Annotated in this window: 15 protein-coding genes; 9 read left to right on the forward strand and 6 right to left on the reverse strand. The window is 60.4% G+C overall.

What is annotated here, in order from left to right:
• Window positions 1-20 precede the first annotated feature (20 nt).
• Window positions 21-704: a peptidylprolyl isomerase gene (locus AS189_RS04110; protein ID WP_062286453.1), complete on the forward strand. Its 684-nt coding sequence runs from the start codon at window positions 21-23 to the stop codon at window positions 702-704.
• Between the two features lie 44 nt (window positions 705-748).
• On the opposite strand, the gene AS189_RS04115 is transcribed toward AS189_RS04110, so the two are convergent.
• Entirely contained in the window at window positions 749-1,264 is a 516-nt protein-coding gene (locus AS189_RS04115; protein ID WP_062286454.1) for a GtrA family protein, read from the reverse strand.
• A gap of 236 nt (window positions 1,265-1,500) precedes the next feature.
• On the opposite strand from AS189_RS04115, the gene AS189_RS04120 reads away from it, so the two are divergent.
• The 4 genes from AS189_RS04120 (at window position 1,501) to AS189_RS04135 (ending at window position 7,655) form a co-directional block, all read left to right on the forward strand.
• Complete coding sequence (locus AS189_RS04120) at window positions 1,501-1,932, forward strand: hypothetical protein (RefSeq protein WP_062286455.1); 432 nt, start codon at window positions 1,501-1,503, stop codon at window positions 1,930-1,932.
• Window positions 1,933-2,063: 131 nt separating this feature from the next.
• Entirely contained in the window at window positions 2,064-4,424 is a 2,361-nt protein-coding gene (gene secA2, locus AS189_RS04125; RefSeq protein WP_062286456.1) for an accessory Sec system translocase SecA2, read from the forward strand.
• A gap of 70 nt (window positions 4,425-4,494) precedes the next feature.
• Complete coding sequence (locus AS189_RS04130) at window positions 4,495-5,058, forward strand: dihydrofolate reductase family protein (RefSeq protein ID WP_062286457.1); 564 nt, start codon at window positions 4,495-4,497, stop codon at window positions 5,056-5,058.
• Window positions 5,059-5,159: 101 nt separating this feature from the next.
• The gene (locus AS189_RS04135; RefSeq protein WP_062286458.1) at window positions 5,160-7,655 is read left to right on the forward strand and encodes a glycosyl hydrolase family 95 catalytic domain-containing protein; all 2,496 of its coding nucleotides are present in this window, start codon (window positions 5,160-5,162) and stop codon (window positions 7,653-7,655) included.
• A gap of 72 nt (window positions 7,656-7,727) precedes the next feature.
• Here the strand turns inward: AS189_RS04135 and yicI are convergent, their stop codons facing one another.
• Window positions 7,728-9,920 carry an alpha-xylosidase gene (gene yicI / locus AS189_RS04140; RefSeq protein WP_062286459.1) on the reverse strand — a complete coding sequence of 731 codons (2,193 nt, stop codon included), beginning with the start codon at window positions 9,918-9,920 and terminating at the stop codon, window positions 7,728-7,730.
• Window positions 9,917-11,941, reverse strand: a complete 2,025-nt coding sequence (locus AS189_RS04145) for a beta-galactosidase (protein ID WP_062286460.1) — start codon at window positions 11,939-11,941, stop codon at window positions 9,917-9,919. Before AS189_RS04145 ends, yicI begins: the two co-directional genes overlap by 4 nt.
• A gap of 184 nt (window positions 11,942-12,125) precedes the next feature.
• Between AS189_RS04145 and AS189_RS04150 the strand changes: the two genes are divergently transcribed.
• Window positions 12,126-13,139, forward strand: a complete 1,014-nt coding sequence (locus AS189_RS04150) for a LacI family DNA-binding transcriptional regulator (protein ID WP_062286461.1) — start codon at window positions 12,126-12,128, stop codon at window positions 13,137-13,139.
• Window positions 13,140-13,213: 74 nt separating this feature from the next.
• Here the strand turns inward: AS189_RS04150 and AS189_RS04155 are convergent, their stop codons facing one another.
• Genes AS189_RS04155 through AS189_RS04165 form a run of 3 tightly spaced genes read right to left on the reverse strand, consistent with a single transcriptional unit; the run spans window position 13,214 to window position 16,889 of the window.
• Window positions 13,214-14,158: a carbohydrate ABC transporter permease gene (locus tag AS189_RS04155; protein WP_062286462.1), complete on the reverse strand. Its 945-nt coding sequence runs from the start codon at window positions 14,156-14,158 to the stop codon at window positions 13,214-13,216.
• A complete protein-coding gene (locus AS189_RS04160; RefSeq protein ID WP_082634485.1) occupies window positions 14,155-15,201 on the reverse strand; it encodes an ABC transporter permease subunit in 1,047 nt (348 codons plus the stop codon). The genes AS189_RS04155 and AS189_RS04160 overlap by 4 nt, the downstream gene beginning before the upstream one ends.
• Before the next feature lie 14 nt (window positions 15,202-15,215).
• Window positions 15,216-16,889 carry an extracellular solute-binding protein gene (locus AS189_RS04165; protein ID WP_062286463.1) on the reverse strand — a complete coding sequence of 558 codons (1,674 nt, stop codon included), beginning with the start codon at window positions 16,887-16,889 and terminating at the stop codon, window positions 15,216-15,218.
• A gap of 275 nt (window positions 16,890-17,164) precedes the next feature.
• Between AS189_RS04165 and AS189_RS04170 the strand changes: the two genes are divergently transcribed.
• From AS189_RS04170 to AS189_RS04180, 3 genes are all read left to right on the forward strand, one after another.
• On the forward strand, window positions 17,165-18,445 hold the full coding sequence (locus AS189_RS04170) for a glycoside hydrolase family 3 protein (protein WP_062286464.1): 1,281 nt from the start codon (window positions 17,165-17,167) through the stop codon (window positions 18,443-18,445).
• Between the two features lie 116 nt (window positions 18,446-18,561).
• The gene (locus AS189_RS04175; RefSeq protein ID WP_129587145.1) at window positions 18,562-19,779 is read left to right on the forward strand and encodes an integrase catalytic domain-containing protein; all 1,218 of its coding nucleotides are present in this window, start codon (window positions 18,562-18,564) and stop codon (window positions 19,777-19,779) included.
• 30 nt (window positions 19,780-19,809) lie between these two features.
• Complete coding sequence (locus tag AS189_RS04180) at window positions 19,810-21,408, forward strand: glycoside hydrolase family 3 C-terminal domain-containing protein (RefSeq protein WP_062286466.1); 1,599 nt, start codon at window positions 19,810-19,812, stop codon at window positions 21,406-21,408.

A 21,408-nucleotide genomic window follows, 5' to 3' on the forward strand; every position in this document is an offset into this window, starting at 1 on the left:
TCTCTTCTAGACTGATCCGCATGCATAAACCCCAAGCCACAAAATCTGCCGCCAGCAACTCCAAGAAGATGAGATTTCTTGTGATCGCATTGATCGTTGCGATGGTCGCGGTTATTGGCGGAGGCACAGTGATGGGGCTGATGATGGGGGACAGCAGCGACGCGGAGACGTCGGCTGCCGCGGCTGCGCCGGCTCCTGCCGCGGCACAGAACCGTGAATGGACCGGCACGCTGGAGTTCAACGGGGCCGAGATGAACGTGAGACTCTTTGGCGATAAGGCCCCGCAGGCAGTGGCATCGTTCCTGCACCTGGCGGAGAAGGACTTCTTTGCCGGAACCAAGTGCCACCGACTCACCACGGGCGGCTTCGACATCCTCCAGTGCGGCGATCCCACGGGCACCGGCACGGGCGGTCCGGGCTACGAGTTTGGCCCCATTGAAAATGCGCCGACTGACAATGTCTACCCGCGCGGCACGCTCGCCATGGCGCGTACGAGTGACCCGAATAGCAACGGCAGCCAGTTCTTCATTGTTTACGGCGACACGAGCATTGGGCGGGACGCGGCTGGCGGCTACACCGTCTTCGGCGAGATTACCGGTGGCCTTGACGCAGTGGAAAAGGTTGCCGGGCAGGGAACTTCCGACGGCGGCCAGGACGGACCGCCTGCAGCTCCCGCCGTTCTGGGTGCTGCGCGCTTCCAGTAGCTTATTTCTTCGGTGCCGCTTTGTGAGCCTTCTTTAGTGCCGCTTTAGCTGGGTAGACCGGCCCCTACCAGCGAGGTGCGCTCTGGGGTTGATGCCGCCGAGACGGGCTGGAGCTTGCTGGAGAGTTCCTCATTGAACACGAAGTATCTGTAGGCGAGGAACCGGAAGATGGTGCCAAGGATCAGGCCGATCACGCCACCGGCAATGAAGTCCGCGGTGAAAGAGGTAAATCCCAAAACATAGCGGGAGATGATCTGGCAGGCCAGCACAATGCCTAGACCCAACACGTTCATGCCCAGGAAGAGGGAGAACTCTTTCCAAACGCGCTCCGATCGGCGGTGGCGAAAGGTCCAGTAGCGGTTGGCGAACCAGGCGAAGATCGTGGCAATCACGGTGGAAACGACGCGGGCCTTGATGGTGCTCTCAGACATGGGGCCGTGCCACAGAAGAATGTAGAAACCGTTGTCGATAAACCAGCCTAGGCCGCCCACGGCGCCAAACTTCAGTACTTCGCGCCAGAGCGAAGCCACCAGATTCATGATCTTCTCGGTGCTGTTCATGAGACCTTCCAAAAAAACGAAGAAGTATGAGGCTGCCCCAGCCGCCAATGTTATGGATCACAATCTAACAGCGGCAGCTGGAAAAACGCTCCAAATGAAGCGCCCGGTAAATATGTGACATGGGACACCCATAAGGGGCTGGCGCTTCTCTGCCCGTTCGTCCCGCCGGCAGCGATGTCAGAGCGTCCTCCTACACTCAGGATTAACAAAACGAACTCGAGTTGGGGGTGTGAAGCATGGCAGTTCCGCAAGACGCTCGTGACATGGTCATCTGCGTGCCTCCGCGACACTGGTTGATTCCGCCCGGGGATCCCGATGCTCAAGCAGGCCCCGGCGCGCCTGAGCGTGTGTGGAATGAGACCGAAACGCAGCAGCTTCTGGACCTGTTCCGAGAGGGACAGAAGCTGACCGAGATAGGGGAGGTCCTTAAAATTGACGAACGGGATGTAGTTGTTCGGTTGCTTCGGATCCTTATGAATGCCCATGGCATCCTAGATGATGAAGTGTTGGCGTTCCGCTCCGGTGAGGCCTACTCCCGTGACGATCAGATCCGCCTGCGGGCTATGCACGCTGACGGCTGCTCGTTGGCGGAAATTTCTCAGGCGTTGGGCCGTTCGCAACTAGGTGCTGGCTGGAAGCTGTTGTCCATGGGGCTGCCGGCCCGCTAACCGGTGAGCCTTGGAGGAGGGCTGCTGGATATGGCCGGAGTTGCTCTCCTTGCCACGGCCCGAAGACTGGGGAAATCGAGTACCTTGTAGATACCGGCAGGCTGCCTGAAATTCCAACGACTCGAGGAACTTTGCGTCTCCCCCAGAAATTCAAGAACTGGCTCTTCAACGCCCCCGGGGTCGCGGATACGGCAACACACAGCGGGCTGGTTGCCCGCGCCGAAGCTCGGGCTGCCGCCTTGACTGAGGAGCAAGCCGGGGATCTCCTGCAACAGCTCCCCGACAGCGCCACATGGGGCGATGCTGAGCTGGAAAACTACCTCGCCGTTGCCAAGGTTTTCGTCCAGAACAGCCTCGGCATGGCACTTTTTGACACGCAATTGCTTGCAGCCGCCACCATGGTGCGCGGCATCGTGGTGGAATTGGACACCGGTGAAGGCAAAACTATGGTGGGTGCCCTGGTTGCCGGCGCGCATGCGCTACGCGGGCGCCGCGTGCACGTCCTGACGGTCAATGACTACCTGGCTCAGCGCGATGCCGCCTGGATGAAGCCCTTCTTCGAGCAACTTGGCGTGGAAGTGGCCTCGGTGACCGAAGCCATGGAACCGCAGAACCGCCGGCAGGCCTATGAAGCTGACATTGTGTACGTCTCTGTCAACGAGCTGGGCTTCGATGTACTGCGCGACCGCACGTGCACCGAACCGGAGCAAACCACCTTGCAGCCTTTTGATGTGTGCATTGTGGATGAGATCGACTCCGTTCTGGTGGATGAGGCCACCCTTCCGCTGGTTTTGGCGGGCCGAGCGCGCAGCGAGCTGCAATCCGTGGATGTGGCGGACTTCGTCAAGGCGCTACGCCCCGGCGTCGACTTCACCGTTGAACTGGACAAGCGGAACGTTTCACTCACCGATGCGGGGCTGGCCGAAGTGGAGGTGAGGTGGCCCGGCGTCGAACTTTATTCGACGGCGGGGACCCCGTTGTTCTCTTCCATCAACACGGCTCTGCACGCCCAGGTCTTGCTGCATCGCGACGTTGACTACATTGTGCGTGACGGAAAAGCTGAGATTGTCTCCGATTCCCGCGGCCGGGTGGCTGCGTTGCAGCGCTGGCCCGATGGCTTGCAGGCGGCCGTGGAAACCAAGGAAGGGTTACACACAACCGAGCAGGGAGAGGTTCTGGACCAGCTGTTGGTGCGGGATCTCATCAAAAGTTTTGCCACCGTCACGGGCATGAGCGGGACCGCCGTGGCCGTTGCGGAATACCTGCGCACGCATTACGAGCTCGACGCCGGCCGCGTGGACTCCCATACGCCGTGCATCCGTGCGGACCGGGCGGAGAAGATTTACGCCACGGCTGCCCAACGTGATGCCGCCGTGGTTGAGGCAGTGAAAGTTGCTCACGCCACGGGCCAGCCGGTGCTGCTGGGCACCCATGACGTGGCGACATCCGAGCGTTTTGTGCAGCTTCTGGAGGTTGCGGGCATCGAATGCCAAGTCCTCAACGCCCGCAATGACAGCCTCGAAGCGCAGGTCATTGCCCAGGCCGGGCGCCGGGGGAGCGTCACTGTCTCTACGCAGATGGCGGGCCGTGGCACCGACATTCTTTTGGGCGGGAGTCCTGCAGACCCTGCCGAGCACGCCGAGGTGGCCGCGCTGGGCGGGCTGCTGGTCATTATTGTGGCCCGCTTTTATTCGCCGCGTCTAGATGCACAGCTACGGGGCCGGGCCGGACGGCAGGGCGATCCGGGTGCCAGTATCATCTTCTCCAGCATGGAAGACCCGGCCGCTAACGGGCAAGAAGCGCACGGCCTGGAACTCACCAATACGGTGGCCCAGGAAGCGGACGGGGACGGGCTGGTCACCCGGCCAGGCGTGTCCGCGCTCCTGGACAAGGCGCAACGGCTCGCCGAGGCCGAACGCTTCACCACACAGCAAAACTCGTGGAAGTACAACGAGCTGATCGCCTATCAGCGCAGGGTGGTGATGGCGGACCGTGAGACGTTCCTCAACGACAGGGATGCGGCGCTTTACGCGTTGGCGGAACGTGCCTACGGTGACAGTGCCAGTGCTGACTCCACTGCTGACGGCGGCGGTGACCGTCTGGAACAACTGCGCAGCGCACTCGGTGAAACGGAGCTGGCTCGCCTGTGCAGGGCCGTCATGCTTTTTGAACTCGATGCGCAATGGAGTGACCACTTGGCGCAGCTCTCGGAGCAACGGGCCGCCATCCACTTGCGCGCGCTGGGCAGGCAGAACCCGTTGGATGAATTCCGCCGCGAGACCATCAGGACTTTTGAAGGCTTTCTCGAAGACGCCCGCGCACATGCTCTAGAAACTGTGGAATCCCTAGAGGTCATTGACGGCCATGTAGACCTCGATGCAGCAGGCATTCGCAGCGGATCCGCCACATGGACCTACGTTGTCGATGAGAATCCGTTTGGAAACCAAACGGACCAGATTGTGAAATGGCTCCTGAAAAAGATGGGGAAATAGCTTTCCAGTCCCGCCCAATGCGCGAATACTGGTGAGCAACCGGGCAATATTAGCCAGAGAGACGGGCACCATGGGCAAGCTGATTTACGCGGCCATCACATCACTTGATGGCTACATCGAGGACAGAGACGGCGGGTTCGCTTGGGCTATGCCGGACGATGAGGTCCACAGTTGCATCAACCATCTGCAAGAGGATATAGGCACGTTCTTGTTGGGGCGGCGCATGTTCCAAACCTTGCAAGTGTGGGAAGAGTTCTACGGGAAAACCGATCTCATCAAGGTCATGCGGGATTACGCCACGCTGTGGCACGGCACGGACAAAGTGGTGTTCTCCAAAACCCTCGATGAGGTGTCCACCTCCCGGACCAGGATCGAGCGTGTTTTTGATCCTGAGGCCATCCGCCGCATGAAAGCGGACGCCGACCATGACCTCTCCGTGGGTGGTGCCGAACTGGGCGCCACAGCGTTGCGCGCCGGGCTGGTCGATGAAATCCATCTCTTCATCTCCCCGGTCATGGTGGGCGGAGGGAAAGCGGCTCTTCCCGAGATCAAGGAAACCCGGCTGGACCTGCTGGGACAACAACACTTTGGCAACGGCGTCGTCCATCTGCATTACGCCGTCAGGAACGGCTAGCAAAGGGCTGAGTGACGCCTCGATTCAGGCGTCACAAAGACCCGAAAGGCGGCATTTTAGGGAAGCATAGAGAGGAATAATCCGTCCTTCAGAAAGCAGCCATGAGCCACCGTCTTGACCGCAGTCCGCACCCGTTGACCACGGCGAAAGTAACAGCTCAGCAGCTCTTGACGGAGTTGCCGGCCGCCTCCCAAACAACTGACGCGCACACCCTGTGTTTCGATGCTCCAGCGCAGGAATTCACACAGGCTCTGCCACTGGGCAATGGCCGGCTCGGAGCCATGTGTTACGGAGGGGTGGGCGGCGGGCGGATCACGCTCAACGATTCCACTGCCTGGTCTGGTGGGCCCGGCAGTGAGGCGGCCAATACGCGCGGTCTCAAGGATGGTCCGGCCACCATTGCCCGGGCGCGGGAGGCAGTGTCCGCGGGGCTGTTCACTGCTGCCGAAACCGAATTGGCCAAGGTAGCCACGGCGCATACACAAAGTTATTTGCCGTTTGCGGAGCTATTGCTCGAGCTGGACTTTGGTTCCGCTGCGCAGACTGCTGATGGCGCTGAGCCTGGCGTTGCCGCATCCGCACAGCATTACCGCCGCACCCTGGATTTGCACAGCGCCCTGCATGAACACAGCTACACGGTGGCTGGCCGGAGCATCACCGAGCAGGTCTACGTCTCGCCCGCGCATCAGGTAATGGTGGTGGAGCTTCGCGTGACGGGCGAACCATTGCCTAAGGTCACGGCCGCCTTGGCCAGTCAGTTGCGCATCAAGGCCGCCACCTCGCACCCCGGGGCTGCCACCCTGGAGCTGCAACTCCCCACCAATGCGGCACCCGATTACGCCAACCCGCCCACCGGCGTCGAATATGACCAGCCCGGCCGGGAATCGTTGCGCGGTGCTGTGGTGGCGCACTGGATCCATGACGGCACGGAACTGTCTGGCGCAGAAGACCAGTACGACGCCGGGACGTTGGCTGCCGCTGGCGTCTCCCGTTTGCGCCTTGTGCTGGCCACTGCCACCAACTTTGTTGGCTCACACCTTCCCCTGGATCCTCAAGTTGGTGCCCCGCTCAAACACGCCACCGAGTTGGTCCAGGCTGCCTCGAAGCTGACATCCACGGAACTCTTTCAATCTCACACCGCCAATCATCAGGAGCTGTACGAGCGGGCCGAACTGGATTTGGGTAGCCCCGCCGGTGATCCGGAACAGCCTACCGATGTCCGAATCCGTGAAACCCCGGCCGATCCCGCGCTCGCCGCTCTCCTGTTTAACTACGGCCGGTACTTGCTCATCAGTAGCTCCCGCCCCGGCACCCTGGCCAGCACCTTACAAGGCATCTGGAACGAGTCCATGCAGCCGCCGTGGAGTTCCAACTTCACCATCAATATCAACACTCAGATGAACTATTGGGCCGCCGAGGCCAGCAATTTGGCCGAGTGCCATGAGCCGCTTTTTGACCTCCTCGAGTCCCTCTCGCAGACCGGCCGGCACACGGCACGCACCGTTTATGGACTCGAGGGCTGGGTTGCGCACCACAACACGGATGCCTGGGCCTTCACCTCACCGGTGGCCGGCGATGCCTCGTGGGGGTTCTGGCCCATGGGAGGTGCCTGGCTGGCCACCCACCTCATCGAACATGTGCGCCACGGCGGCAGCGAGCAGTTCGCAGCAGAACGCGCCTGGCCCATCATCAAGGGAGCCAGCGAATTCGCGCTGGGCTGGCTCATTCCGCAAGCCGACGGCACCTTGGGCACCTCCCCGTCCACCTCCCCGGAAAACCACTTCCAAACCGAGGATGGAACAATTGCCGCTGCTGGCCAGAGTTCCACAGCGGATCTGACCATCATCGCCCGGCTCTTCCGTGCGGCACTTGAGTTGGCGCCGGCAGGAGACCCTCTGACGCATCAGCTGGAGACGGCACTGGGGCGTTTGCCTCAAATCCCCGTGGCGCCGGACGGCACCATTTCAGAATGGGCTCAGCCCTATGACCAACCGGAACCAACGCACCGGCACGTCTCCCACCTCTACTTTGCCTATCCCGGCGAGACCGAGCTGACCCCGGATTTGGCACAAGCAGTAGCCCGCACGCTCGACGCCCGCGGCGATGATTCCACCGGCTGGTCGCTGGCCTGGAAACTGGCACTAAGGGCCCGGCTGAAGGACACCGTGGCCGTGGAGCGGCTCCTGGCCCTCGTTTTCCGGACCGCGGGGGAGCAGCATAGCCCCCATGCTGGCGGGCTCTACCCCAACATGTTTGCCGCCCATCCGCCCTTCCAAATCGATGGCAATTTTGGTTTTGTGGCAGGTGTTGTGGAGTGTCTGGTGCAAAGCCATACCGGGCACATTGAGCTGCTGCCAGCGGTTCCCTCCCTGTGGCCACAAGGTTCGGTGCGCGGCCTGGTGGTGCGCCCGGGAATCGTCCTGGATTTGAGCTGGGGCTCGGAAACGGGCACCCCCACACTGCTCTCGGCACGGCTGCGGGCCAAATCCAAGACCACAGCCGGGCCAGCGAGCGTCACCTGGGGTGAGCTAAGCGCCGCAGTGCATGTCAGTGACGAGGCGTGGACCGAGCTGACCCCGGCAGATTTTTCCTCCTGAGACACAAATAAGCGGGGTGTGTCTGCCGTGAATTCCGGCAGGCACACCCCGCTTTTGCTCTTCCCTACCCGATTAGCGTTCGACGGCGGTGACCTGGCTTGCGCCGCCGTCGACCTTGGTCACGGTGACATCGAAGAGCGCCGTTCCGCCGCTCTGAGTGGGGATCGAGACCACTGACTGCTGCCCCTCGGAGGGGGCAAACGCGACGAACTCAACCTCCTTGTTCCACGCGTATTCGGGCCGGTCATTGACGGTTCCCAAGGGAAGAACCGCGCCGGGGCGGACATAGGTGGCGGCACTCAACACGGAGAACGTTTTGGTGTGCCACGCAGGTCCTTGCAGCTGCTCGCCGGTTTCCAAATGCGTCCAGGTGCCCTCGGGCAAGTAGAACTGAACGCTGCCGCTGGCATCCATCACGGGAGCTACCAACACGTCCGAGCCCAACATGTACTGCCGGTCCAGAGCCGCGCAACCCGGATCCTGCGGGAACTCCAAGAACATGGGGCGCATCATGGGCGTCCCTGCCGTGTAAGCCTCCTCGGCACTGGCCAAGAGGTAAGGCATGAGTCGCATTTTCAGGTTGGTGAAATGTCGGAGGACGTCGCTGGATTCATCGTCCACCAGCCACGGCACTCGGTACGAGTTGGAACCGTGCAACCTCGAATGGGAGGAAAGCAGGCCAAAAGCAATCCAGCGCTTGAAGATGTCCGGATCCGGGGTACCTTCAAAACCGCCAATATCGTGGCTCCAGAATCCGAAGCCCGAAGAGGCCAAAGACAAGCCACCTCGCAACGACTCGGACATGGCAGCGAACGTGGATTCGCAATCCCCGCCCCAATGAACAGGCAGCTTCTGCCCCCCAGCGGTGGCGGAGCGAGCAAACAGGACCGCCTCGCCGTGGCCCAGTTCCTTGGTCAGCAAGTCAAAGACCGTCTGGTTGTACAGCTGTGCGTAGTAGTTATGCATCCGCTCCGGGCTGGAACCGTCGTGCCAGCGCACCGTGGTGGGAATCCGCTCGCCAAAGTCGGTCTTGAAGGAATCCACGCCCTGGCCCATCAGAGTGCGGAGCTTCTCCTGGTACCAGCGGGCGGCTTCAGGATTGGTGAAATCAACCAGCGCCATGCCTGCCTGCCACATATCCCACTGCCAGATAGAGCCGTCCGCATTCTTGACCAGATACCCCAGCTCCATGCCCTCCTTGAACAGGTAGGAACGCTGAGCAATGTAGGGGTTGATCCACACACAGACCTTCAAGCCACGCTCGTGCAGACGTGACAACATCCCCTCGGGGTCCGGGAAGGTGGCAGGGTCCCAAATGAAATCTGACCAGTGGAAGGCACGCATCCAATGGCAATCAAAATGGAAAACTGACAGCGGCAGGCCACGCTCTTCCATACCGTCAATGAAGGACATGACGGTTTCTTCGTTGTAGTTGGTGGTGAAGGAGGTGGAGAGCCACAGCCCGTAGGACCATGCGGGGATGCGCGAAGGGCGGCCGGTCAGCTCGGTGTAACGAGCCAAAATGTCCTTGGGGGTGTCCCCATGAATCACAAAGTACTGCAACTTCTGGCCCTCAACGCTGAACTGCGTGCGTGAGACCACCTCGGAACCCACCTCGAAGGAGACCCGCTCCGGATGGTTCACGAAAACGCCGTAGCCGTTGTTCGTCAGGTAAAACGGCACATTCTTGTAGGCCAGATCGCTGGAGGTTCCACCGTCTTCATTCCAGACGTCCACCGATTGGCCGTTCTTCACGAACGCGCCAAACCGCTCGCCTAAACCATACACATTGGTCCCCACACCCAAGGTGAGCTGCTCATGCACGTAGTTCTTTCCGGCAGCATCGGAAATCACGCCAATGCTCCTGGGGACCGAACTGGTAAGCACATGACCGCCGGCCATGAAGTCAACGCCCCAGTCGCCGTCGGTCTTGATCCGTGCGCTCAAGGCACCAGAGGTGTACACCGTCTGATTTTCTTCGATGGAGATGGTGACCTCGGGGTTGCCCTCCGCCACGTCAAAGTGCGGACCCAGATCGAGTGCCCCTTGAAAATGCTCAATCGTCACAGAGATGACATCTTCTAGCGGGGAATCAAAAGTGATGGTCAGCTGCGGGCAGTTCAGCGCATCGCCACGAGCGTTGATGCGCTGGGTGGGAGCGAACACCTCGAGCTTGCTGCCGTCGGCAACAACCTCGGACACATCGCGCGGGTTCAAGGCTGTGATCCCAGGGCGGTGCAGCCAGTATCCGTCGGTGAATTTCATGAATAGACTCGATTCTGCTTTTGTGAAAGTACTTTTGTCCCATATGGGGGAAGTGTGATGGTGGTGCTTGTGCCGAAGTTTCCGGGCAGTTCAACGGTGGAGAGGGTGGGGCCGTGATTGAGCAGGAACAGCTGATCCCCACGTTCCACAGCCTCAATATCGTCAGGTAGCCCCAACGGCACCGGCACTTGAATCCCGGCCGCGGCGACGGCGGACATGACAAGTGCTTCCAAGGCCTCGGCCGGGAGATCAGCACCCACGTACCAAGCCTCACCGGCACCCCACGGGTTCGCGGTGATGGCTGGTTTACCCGCCAAGCGCCCCACTCCGAAGTAGGCCAGGGTGCGCGTGTTGGGGCCGTGAAGTTCCAAATCTTCGGACCAGATCGATGCATGGATGTCCAGTAGTTGGGTACCCGTCGATGAGCTGGTGAAGACGAGTGGCACGGGTTTGTCCAGGGGTAACCATTCCTCACCGGAGACACCCAGAACATCAGAGAGAGCTCCGGGGAAACGGCCCGTGGCGAGTTTGGCTTCCTCATCGGCTACTGCGCTGAAGGGGCCCACCACCATGTGCCCGCCGTTGGAAACGTAGTGCTTCAACGCGGCGGCCTGTTGGCGGCCAAGAAGGAACAAGTTCGGCAGCAGGACCAGGTCAAAGCGGCCCAAGTTGGTGTCCGGATGCACCACTTCAACCGACAGGCCATGCCGCAATAACGGCCGGTAGTAGGCCAGCAACTGCTCCATGACCTGCAACTTTTCAGAGGGGCGTGCCGTAGATTCTGCAGCCCACCAACTGGACCAGTCGAACAGGATCGCAATTCGGGTTTGGCTCGGCGTCCCGGCCAGGGCGCCGAGCTGGGCCATGTAAGCGCCAAGTGCTGCCGCTTCGCGGAAAACGCGAGTTTTGCTGCCGGCCAGAGGGACCACCGCTGAATGGAACCGTTCGGCACCAAAAGAGGATTGACGGAACTGGAAGAAGCACACGCCATCGGCCCCACGGGCCACGGCTGAGAGTGCATCCACTTGCAATGCCCCTGGCTCCTTGGCCACATTGTGCCCTCGCCAATTCACCGCTGAGGTGGCTGATTCCATCAACAACCACGGTTTGCCACCGCTGAGTCCACGGCACAGGTCATGGGTCAACGCGCCCAATTGCCACGACTGCGGATCGCCGGGATCCGTGTACCAGTCATTGGCAACAAAGTCCGTCTCGCGGGCCAAGGAGTTGTAGTCCATGCCGTGGAAGAAGCCCATCATGTTGGTGGTGATGGGATGGGTGGTGTCGTACCGCGAGATGATGTCCCGCTCCGCCTGAAACAAGGAGACAAGCTGATCCGAAGTAAACCGCTTGAAGTCCAGTTCCTGCCCAGGGTTTCCAATGTAGGGGGCGCTGCGTGGAGGCAAGATCTCGTCCCACGTTGAATACTGCTGGGACCAAAACGTGGTTCCCCAAGCATCATTGAGCCGCTCCAAGGTCACGTACTTGCCCATCAACCATTCACGGAATGCGCAGGCGCTCTCGTCGTCAAAACTGATCTGACCCAGCTCATTACCCACATGCCACATGGCCAGAGCCGGATGCTGGGCATAGCGTTCGGCAAGTTTGGCCGTAATGCTTGCGGCCGCTGCGCGGTACTTGGGCGATGAAGGGTTGAACTGATTGCGGGAGCCGTACCAAAGGGTGTGGCCCGCGGCATCGGTGGGCAGTGTTTGTGGATACAGTTTCCCCAGCCAGGGTGGCGGGGATGCTGTGGGTGTTGCGAGACTGACCCGAATCCCGCCTGCATGAAGCAGACCCAACACCTCATCGAGCCACGTGAAGTTCCACTGGCCTTCTTCGGGCTCGAGCTGAGCCCAGCTGAACACACCCACTGTGACCAGGTTGATCCCGGCTTCCTTCATGAGCGCAACATCAGTTGGCCAGCTTGCCTTGGGCCACTGCTCCGGGTTGTAGTCGGCACCAAAGATGAGTCCTTCACCCGGCATGGACGAGGCCAGTCCAAGTTGCTGCCTGTTCATGAATTTCCTTCCAAATTGGATCGGTTCACTCGAATGTGATGATCATAATTTCGATAAATTGTGTGCATTAGGGTCGATTTGGTCTCAGTAGATGCTTATAAACAGGTACCGTTTGGTATCGAAGCGCTTCGCTTGAATTACCAGCTACTGTTATGAAGTTTGCGGTTGTGAAAAGGAGAGTTGCATGGCCACCATGAACGATGTCGCCCGGGCGGCCGGAGTATCTACCAGCACGGTGTCATACGTGCTCAGCGGCAAGCGGACCATCTCCCCGGATACTCGGGCGCAGGTGCTGGCCGCCATTGAAAAACTTGGTTACAGCCCCCACGCGGGCGCTCGTGCCCTGGCGTCCAACCGGTCCAACGTGCTGGGCCTCATGGTTCCTTTGCGGGAAGACGTAAATGTCAGCGTCGTCATGCAGTTTGTTTCCGCCGTGGTCACCACAGCCCGAACCTTCGAACAAGACGTGCTGTTGCTGACCCAGGATGACATTGACGGGATTGCCCGGGTGATGTCCCAATCCATCGTGGACGGCATGATCATGATGGACATCGAAGCCAAAGATCCGAGGGTGCCGCTGCTTGCCAAAATGCGTAAGCCAGCCGTCCTGATTGGACTGCCCGACGACGCCCAAGGACTCAGCTGCGTAGATTTCGACTTCGCCGCAGCGTCCCGAGTAGCCGTCCGCCACTTGGTGGAACTGGGCCATCGGCGTTTGGCGCTGATTGGCTCCCCGCAGGCATCGCTGGAACGCCACGCGACCTACGCGGACAGGGTCCGTAACGGTTTCGAAGCGGCCGCGAGTGCAGCCAACGTGGACTTTGCCAGCCGCGCCTGTGAACCTACAGCTGCGGCTCTGTCCGAAGCCCTGAAGGATCTGGTCACGGGAGTCGATGCGGCCACCGGGCTGGTAGTGCATAACGAATTCCTGCTCCCGATGTTGCGCGACACCCTGACGGAGATGGGACTGAGCGTCCCTGCGGATGTCTCGGTGGTAGCCATCGCCCCCACCGACGTTGCCATGGCCAGCACGGCTCCGTGGACCGCCGTCAGCATCCCCGCCCATGACATTGGCCGGACCGCCGTCGAAATGGTCATGGAACGGATGCTCACGGAAAAGCCAGCGGAGGTGCGGCTCATTGTTCCGAGTCTGGTCCAGCGCGTAACCACGGCTCCGGCTCAGGCCAGCGGCGCCTAGCCCGGTGTGGCCCAGGTTAGCGGGGTCCAGTGCAATCAGGCTCCGGACCCCGGCAGGCTGGCTGGATGCGAACATTAGCCCTTCACCGCACCAATCATGACGCCCTTGGTGAAGTGCTTCTGCACAAACGGGTACACGAACAGGATCGGCACCATGGCCACCACAATCACGGCCATCTGCAAGGCCAGTGACGCCGCGACACCCTGTCCCACGGAGATCTGGCCAGGCACGGAAACACCCTGCAGCACGTAGGAACGCAGCACCACCTGGAGCGGATTCTTTGAGCTGTCATTGATGTACAAGATGGCGTTGAAGAAAGCATTCCAGTAGCCCACACCGTAAAATAGTGCGATCACAGCGGTGACGGCCTTGGACATCGGCAACACGATCTGGCCCAAAATGCGCCACTCGCTAGCGCCATCAATGCGGGCGCTGTCAAGGATGCCCTGATCGATGCCCATGAAGAAGCCGCGCAGGATGATGATGTTGAAGACGGAGATACAACTGGGCAGGATCAGTGCCGCGTAGCTGTCGATCATGCCCAAGCCGGAGACCAGCAAATAGGACGGGATCATGCCGGCGGCAAAGAACATGGTGATCAGCAGAACGAACAGCAACGGGGTGTGGGCGAGCGTACCGGGTCGGGAAAGGCCGTAGGCGCACAGCACCGAAACCACCAAACTCAAGATTGTGCCCACGGCGGTAATGCCAACGCTGACCATGATGGCTCGCGTGACAACCCCTCCCGTGAAGATTTGCCGGTACGCGTCCCAAGAGATTTCACCCGGGATAATAACCAGTCCGCCAGCGTTGGTGATGGTTGCCTGGGTGGAGATGCTGGTCAAAACAATGGTGTAGAGCGGTAGCAGGACTGCCAAGACAACAATGATGAGCGTTGTTGTTTTAGCCACCTTCATCACCGGTGTGGGGGCTTCCTCCCATGCGGCACGTTCCGGGGCCTCCTTGCGCGGCCAACGAAGTCCAGTGGATTGCTTGTGTGGCTTTGAAATGGTGGTCATGACTTGGAATACACCCCTGCTTCTCCGAATAGATGAGCTACCTTGTTGGCCCCGAGGATAAGAGCCAGTGAGACCAGGCCCTTGAGTAGACCGGCCGCTGCTGCGTAGCTCCAGTCACCGTTTTGCACACCTGTGTAGTACACGAAGGTGTCCAGTACTTCCGAGGCTCCGGCACCCACAGCATCGCGCTGCAGGATCAGCTGTTCGAAGCCGACCGAGAGTGAATCACCCAGACGGAGAATCAACAGCAAGATGATGACCGGGCGCAAGCCGGGCAAGGTGACATGCCACATGCGTTTCCAACGGCCGGCACCGTCCACGGCTGCCGCCTCGTACTGTGACGGGTCAATGGCGTTCAGCGCCGCGAGGAACACGATCATGCCCCATCCGGCGTCCTTCCAAATGCTCTGCGAGGTGATCAGGAACAAGAAGGTGTCCGGGTTGGTCATGATGTCCATGCCCTGCCAGCCGTTGGCCAGCAGTTGCTGGTTCAACAACCCGGCGCCACCCAAGATCTGCTGGAACACAGCAACCACCAGGACCCACGAGAAGAAATGAGGCAGGTAGACAATGGCCTGAATGGTGGCACGCACTGCTGGGCTAACCAGCGAGTTGAGCAGGATTGCCAAGAAGATGGGAATGGGAAAGAAGAAGAACAACTGGAATGCCGTGATCACCAGAGTGTTCTTGACGGCCAACCAGAAATTGGTATCGGTCAGTACCCGCACAAAGTTATCTAAACCTACCCATGGGCTGTCCGGGATTCCCACGAAGGGTGAGTAGTCCTGGAACGCCACTACGTTGCCCAAGATGGGGACGTAGGCGAAGACTGCCAGCAATAGCACTGCGGGCAGGGTCATGAAGATCAAGGACTTGTCCCGGCGGAACCGGGCCTTCAGGCCCAGCCCTGCCCTCACTTCCTGCTTCACCTTGGGACCCTTGGAAGAGGAGCGACGGCGCTTGGGGCCTCCGGTAGCCGCACCTTCGCCGGAGTCCACGGTCCCGGAGGAGGCAGCTGCCTCCTTTGTCAGTAGGGTTTCCATGGAACGCTGCCCGCTCACGCGCTCAGGAATCCGGTGTAGAACTCACGGAGCTCATCGCCACCGTTCTTCTTCCACGTGGCAAGTGCGGCATCCAGATCGCTGATCTTTTTGCGGCCGCGGGCAATATCCATGGCCAGGTCGTCGAACGGCTTGCTGAGTGAGCCGAACTTGGCGGGCTCCTCGATTTGCAGACCGAAGAACTGCTCCTCGACGACAAACGGCGCCTGGCGTGCTTCCCACTCGCTGGCCGACTCCACATAGCCCGGGTACTGAACCTTGGAATTGACGATGGGGGAGTTGACCAGGAATGCATAGGTGCTGGTCACTTCGGCAAGGCCCTTGTCCGTTGACTGCGGGATGTTGTTCTCATCCTTCTTGAAGTGCACGCCTTCAACGCCGTAGTTGATGAGTTGGTATTCCTGGGTACCAAACGGCGCGGCAATAAAGTTGGCCACCGCGAGCAATTCCTCGATCTTGGCCTTGTCGTCGTTTTTCTTGATGAAGCTGAAAATGCTGGCGGGAGCACCTGCGAACAAGGTGGGCTTGCCGCCGTCGGGAGCGAAGAAGTCCATCGGCTGCATGTCGTACTTGGGGTTGGTGGGCAGCATGCGTGCCAGGGATTCGTGCCAGCTGCCGAGCCCGTCAGTGGCCATGAGTGAGGCTCCGGATTCAAAGCGGGCCTTGGACTGCTGCAAGTTCCCGGCAACTGCATCCGGGTGAACGGCTCCGGAGGCAAAGAGTTTCGCGGTCCATTCCAAGGCGGCGCGGTATTCGTCCGTTTCGACCTTGTTCACGAGGGCGCCGTCAACCAGTGCCCACTTCGGAGCGACACCGAACATGAGCTGGGCGCCGTTCCAAGCATCTTCAGAACCCCAGCGCTTCTTGGCGGGATTGGTCAATTCCTTGGCGATCTCAATGTACTCGTCCGCGGTCTTGGGGGCTTCAAGGCCGAGCTCGGTGAAGATGTCCTTGCGGTAGAACATGGCGTTTGTGAGCAGCGTGGAGGGGTAGGGCAGGCCGTAGAGGCCACCGGCAAAGGAACTGAATTTCCAGGCCGCGGTGGGTAGATTGGCCAGATTCGGGTATTTCTTGATTTTGTCGCCGGACAGGTAGGGCGCGAGGTCCTCGAATACGCTGGTCACGGCCTGGCTGAAGCGGGGAGGAAGGTTCCAGGAAGGGATGACTACCCAATCCGGGACGTCCTTGGGAGAAGCCAGAACCGTCTGGATCTTATCGCCGTAAGTGTTGCCATCATTGACCTGGAAATCGATGGTGGCACCGAGCTCCTTGTTGACTGCCTGGTAGTAGCTGTTGCTGGCCAGCGCCGGGGGAACGGTCCACCACGCGGGGGTCATGGCCTTGTAGCTGCCGCCCTTGCCCGGCACTTCCGTGACAGACTTGACTAGGGTCTTCGGGATGGTGGTGAACCCGGGGGTGGAGCCGTTGACGCCGGCAATATCTGGAGTGACCAGACTGATGGGAATGTAGCTGGGGACCACCTTAGCTACCGAATCAGCCAGGCCAAGAGAAGAAGTGACCTGAGCCTTTCCCGCACCATTTCCGCAGGCCGTCAGAACTGCGGCGGTGCTGAGTGCGACGGCAGAGATGCCGGCGAGACCCAGAAAAGACCGGCGATTCAGACCATTTGTATCTGGACTGGCCGTTGCTACCTGGCGATTTTTCCTCATAATGTGTCACTCCTTTGTGATGGCGTGTGCCATTGATTGATCCGTTGTGGCGCTGTTCCCGCATGGGATTCACGAGGTCTAGGCGCTCGAAGCAAGCGAGGGAAATCTGTTGAAATAGTGTCGATGCGCTTCGATTGATTTGATTCTAGGTTACGTGACACCCGTCACGCAACATTGACTTTTCTTCTGTAAATATATGAAAAATTGGTGTAACAATAGAACTCAATCCCTTGCGCAAGCGTTTAAACATAAAACACCTTTCCGGAGAAACCACCATGACTCAACCTGTCGCCATGACCACTCCTGCTCCCGAGCCCGCCAGCCATGAGCCCGCCAACAATGAGCAGTCCGGCAGCAGCCCTGAACAGTTATTGACGCAGTTGAGTCCGGCGGAGAAGGTTGCCATGTTGCACCAGCATTCACCGGCCGTGGAACGGCTGGGGATCGCCGCCTTCCAGACGGGCACCGAGGGTGCCCACGGGGTTGCCTGGTTGGGAAAGGCGACTGTTTTTCCGCAGCCGGTGGGGTTGGCTGCCACATGGGATGAGGACCTGCTGCAGCGCGTTGGGCAGGCTGTAGGACGTGAGGTACGGGCCAAGCACCAAGAGAATCCCTCGATCAGCCTCAACGTGTGGGCTCCCGTGGTCAACCCGTTGCGGCACCCGCTGTGGGGCAGGAACGAGGAGGGATTCTCCGAAGATCCCGTGCTGACCGGCCAGCTTGCGGGCGCCTTCTGCCATGGCCTGCGCGGAAATGACCCGGACCGGTGGCAAACGGTGCCAACCCTGAAGCACTTCCTGGGCTACAACAACGAGGTTGATCGCAATGTCTCCTCCTCGCAGCTGCGGGCCAGGGTCCTGCACGAGTACGAGTTGCCCGCCTACAGCACGCCCATCGCCGGCGGTGCGGTGGGCGCCGTCATGCTTTCCTACAATCTGGTCAACGGAATGCCGGCCCACGTCTCGGACCTGGTGGCGGAGCACTTGCGTCAGTGGCCCGGGGGAGCGGATCTGGCGATCGTGACTGACGCTGGAGCGCCCACCAGCCTGTACAAGGCCGAGAAATATTTCCCCGACGCCCCTGCAGCCTATGCCGCAGCGCTGCTAGCCGGTGTGGACAATTTCACCGACGATGGCGCCGATTCAGCGCCCTCTATTGCCCATGTGGAAGCTGCTCTGGAGCGTGGACTGATCACCATGGAGCATGTCGATGCGAGCGTTTTGCGCATGCTGCGCCTCCGTGCGGCAACGGGGGAGTTCAGCGAGGAGACGCCCGCAGCGCAGTCCGGTGCCGAAGTTGCGGAGCAGGCGGCTGCCCACCGGGCGCTGGCTCGCGAAGCAGCTGCAAAATCTGTGGTCCTGCTGGCCAATAATGCCGTTTCACCTGTGGGGGAAGGTTCGACGGCGGGCCCGCTCCTGCCGCTTTCGGCGGACCTTGCTCAGGTGGCAATCATTGGTGGATTGGGGACTCACGTGCTGACCGATTGGTACAGCGGGACGCCAGAATATGCGCTCAGTGTAGCCGTTGGTCTAGGCGAAATCTACCCGCCGCGTTGACTCATCAAAGATGCCCGCGTAGCTGCTATCGAAGAATCATTTGGTAATGCCCGTCTAGCGGCGCGTCTGTCGTGCTGGTTGTTGCTGGCGGGGCACTGTGAGCCATGGAGCTTTTGATGAGTCAACGTCAGGCGATCACGAAGGCCAGCGCTCTTCGGTATTCCCGTTCGAGCAGGTCTGCCAAGAAGACCATTTTGGATGAGTTGTGTGCGGTGACGGGCTGGCACCGGGACCATGCGCGCAAGGCGCTGCGGCAGGCCCTGGTACTCAAGGTGGTCAAGGTGAGGCCTCCCCGGCCACCACTGTACGGTGAGACCGTGATCGAAGCGTTGAGGTTCTGCTGGGCCGTTCAAGGCACACCCTGCGGCAGGTTGCTGGCGGCTGCCCTACCGGACCTTGTGCCCCGGCTGCGCCGGTTCAAGGAACTGGCCATAGATGATGTGACGGCGGAATTGTTGTTGCGGATTGCCCCGGCCACGATCGATCGGCGACTCAAGGCCGATCGGGGCAAGCTTGACCCGCGAGGGCGTTCGCATACCAAGCCGGGGACGTTGTTGAAGGACTTCATTCCGGTGCGGACCTGGGCCGAGTGGGACGACGCTGTTCCGGGGTTTGTCGAGATTGATTTGGTTGGTCATGAGGGTGGCAATTCGAAGGGTGAGTTCTGTTTCACCCTGGATATCACTGACATCGCCACGGGATGGACCGAGACCCGCTCGGTGAAGAACAAAGCCCAGAAATGGGTATTCGCGGCCATCAAGGACGCCACCGCTGCCTTCCCGTTTCCGATCCTGGGGATCGATTCGGACAATGGGAGCGAGTTCATCAACTGGGAGCTGTTCCGTTGGTGTGAGCAGGAGAATTTGACGTTCACCAGGTCCCGGTCCGGGAACAAGAATGACGGTGCGCATGTAGAGCAGAAGAACTGGCATATCGTCCGTCAGACCGTCGGCTACCACCGCTACGACACGGCCGCGGAGTTGGAGTTGCTGAACCAGATTTGGGCGCTTCAACGCCTACTAACGAACCACTTCGGCCCGCAGCAGAAACTCGTCAAGAAGGTCCGCACGGGGGCGAAGATCAGCAAGAAGTATGACCTGCCAGCCACCCCGTATCAACGCGTCCTAGCTGACACAGGAACCGTGAAGAAGACGGTCAAGACGAAGTTGACCAAAGAGAACAAACCCTTAAATCCAGCGGCCATCCAACGCCAGCTCCAAAGCCTCGCCGGCGAACTGCTGACCCTGACAACGGCAAAGCAAGGCCCTAAGCCTCAACCATCCCTGCGGGCAATATCAAATGATTCCACGAAGAAAGCTACGCGGGCATCTTGACATGATTCCCCGGGCCCGCGTGTTCAAACGGTGGGCGGACACGATGTGGTTGCCCTGCGCAGCATCCGGACGGGCCGCTACCTCGGAACTGCTGCCGAGAATGAATCCCTTGCGGCAACCTCGGCCACCGCCGGTGCCGATCAGCTCTTTGAATTACAGGATTGGGGTGGCGGGGAAGTTACCTTGCGGGCACGCAGTAACTCGCTCCTGCTGGCCGCTGGGAATGACGGTTACCTTTACCCCAGTGCCACCCGGGTGGGCGGCTGGATTGTGCAGGAGACCTTCCGCCTCCATCGGGACAGCGACGGCAGTGTCCGGATCCAACACGTCGGCACAGGAAAATGGGTTCACATCGAGGCGCACACAGGCAGCGCCCTGCTGGTGGCTGGCGATATCGAGGTGGCTGACCGCTTCACGCTCCGCATCCAGGAGAACGGTTTAGAAGCAGTGGCGGCAGCGGCTGCCCAGGCGAGTGTGGCCGTCGTCGTGGTTGGCAATGATCCGCACTTGGGTGGACGGGAGACGTTGGATCGCAGCAGCCTGGAATTGTCGCAGCGCGATCAGGAAATGGTCAGGGTAGCGCGGGAGGCGAATCCCAACACCGTGCTGGTGATTGTTTCCTCCTACCCCTATGCCTTGGGTGACTTGGCGGATACGCCGGCCATTGTGTGGACCTCCCATGCCGGTCAGGAGCTGGGGCATGGCGTAGCGGATGTGCTTTCCGGAGCTGTGGAACCCTATGGCCGACTGCCGCAAACGTGGTTTGCTCACGATGGCGATCTGCCAGATATTTTGGACTACGACATCATTTCAGGTGGCGGAACCTACCAGTATTCGCGCGCCGAACCCTTGTATCCCATGGGTCACGGACTCGGCTATTCAACGGTGGAGTACAGCGATCTCTTGGTGACAGACCACGGCGATGCCTGGCTGGAAGCATCGCTGACGGTCCGCAATACCGGTGCCCGTGAGCTGGCCGAGCTGGTGCAAATTTATGCGGCCGCGCCGGATCACCGCTTCGAATTCCCGCGCCGCCTGCTGCTTGGCCATACCAGAGTCTTGCTGGCCGCCGGCGAAGAGCGGGTAGTCAAGGTAGCCATTGCTCGCGAGCGGTTGGCCACGTTCAGCGTCACCTCCCTGGCGATGCTGACCGAGCCGGGGGAGTACATTTTCCTCGCTGGACGGTCGGCGCAGAACCTGCCGCTCTCGGCTAGTTTGGTGTTGACCGGGGCGGGCAGTTGCGACCGGGCGCCCGGGGACGCCATCCGTGCAGAGCACTTCGATGCTGCGCAAGGGGTGGAACTGGTGCCGGAAACACACCTCGCTGGCACGGCTATTAAGGTTGCGTCGGGGCATCGTTCAGCGCTGGCGTACTACAAGAACTGGTCCGCGCTACCTGCTGGGCCGGGTGAGCTACGGGTGCTCGACGGCGGCAGCGGACGGGTCAGTTTTGAACGCGCTGGAGCGGCTGGGACATGGCTGCCGTGGCTGACAGTGGATGTACCTCTAGGCTCTGGCGGGGTCATCGACTTTGATCTCCCAACGGTGGGCAACGGCCTTCCTGCCGATCTTCGCGTAGGGATCTCCGGGGACGTGACGCTGGTGGCGTTGCGTCTGGGCAAGCACTAA

The sequence above is a fragment of the Arthrobacter alpinus genome (genome assembly GCF_001445575.1).
Lineage (GTDB): Bacteria > Actinomycetota > Actinomycetes > Actinomycetales > Micrococcaceae > Specibacter > Specibacter alpinus_C.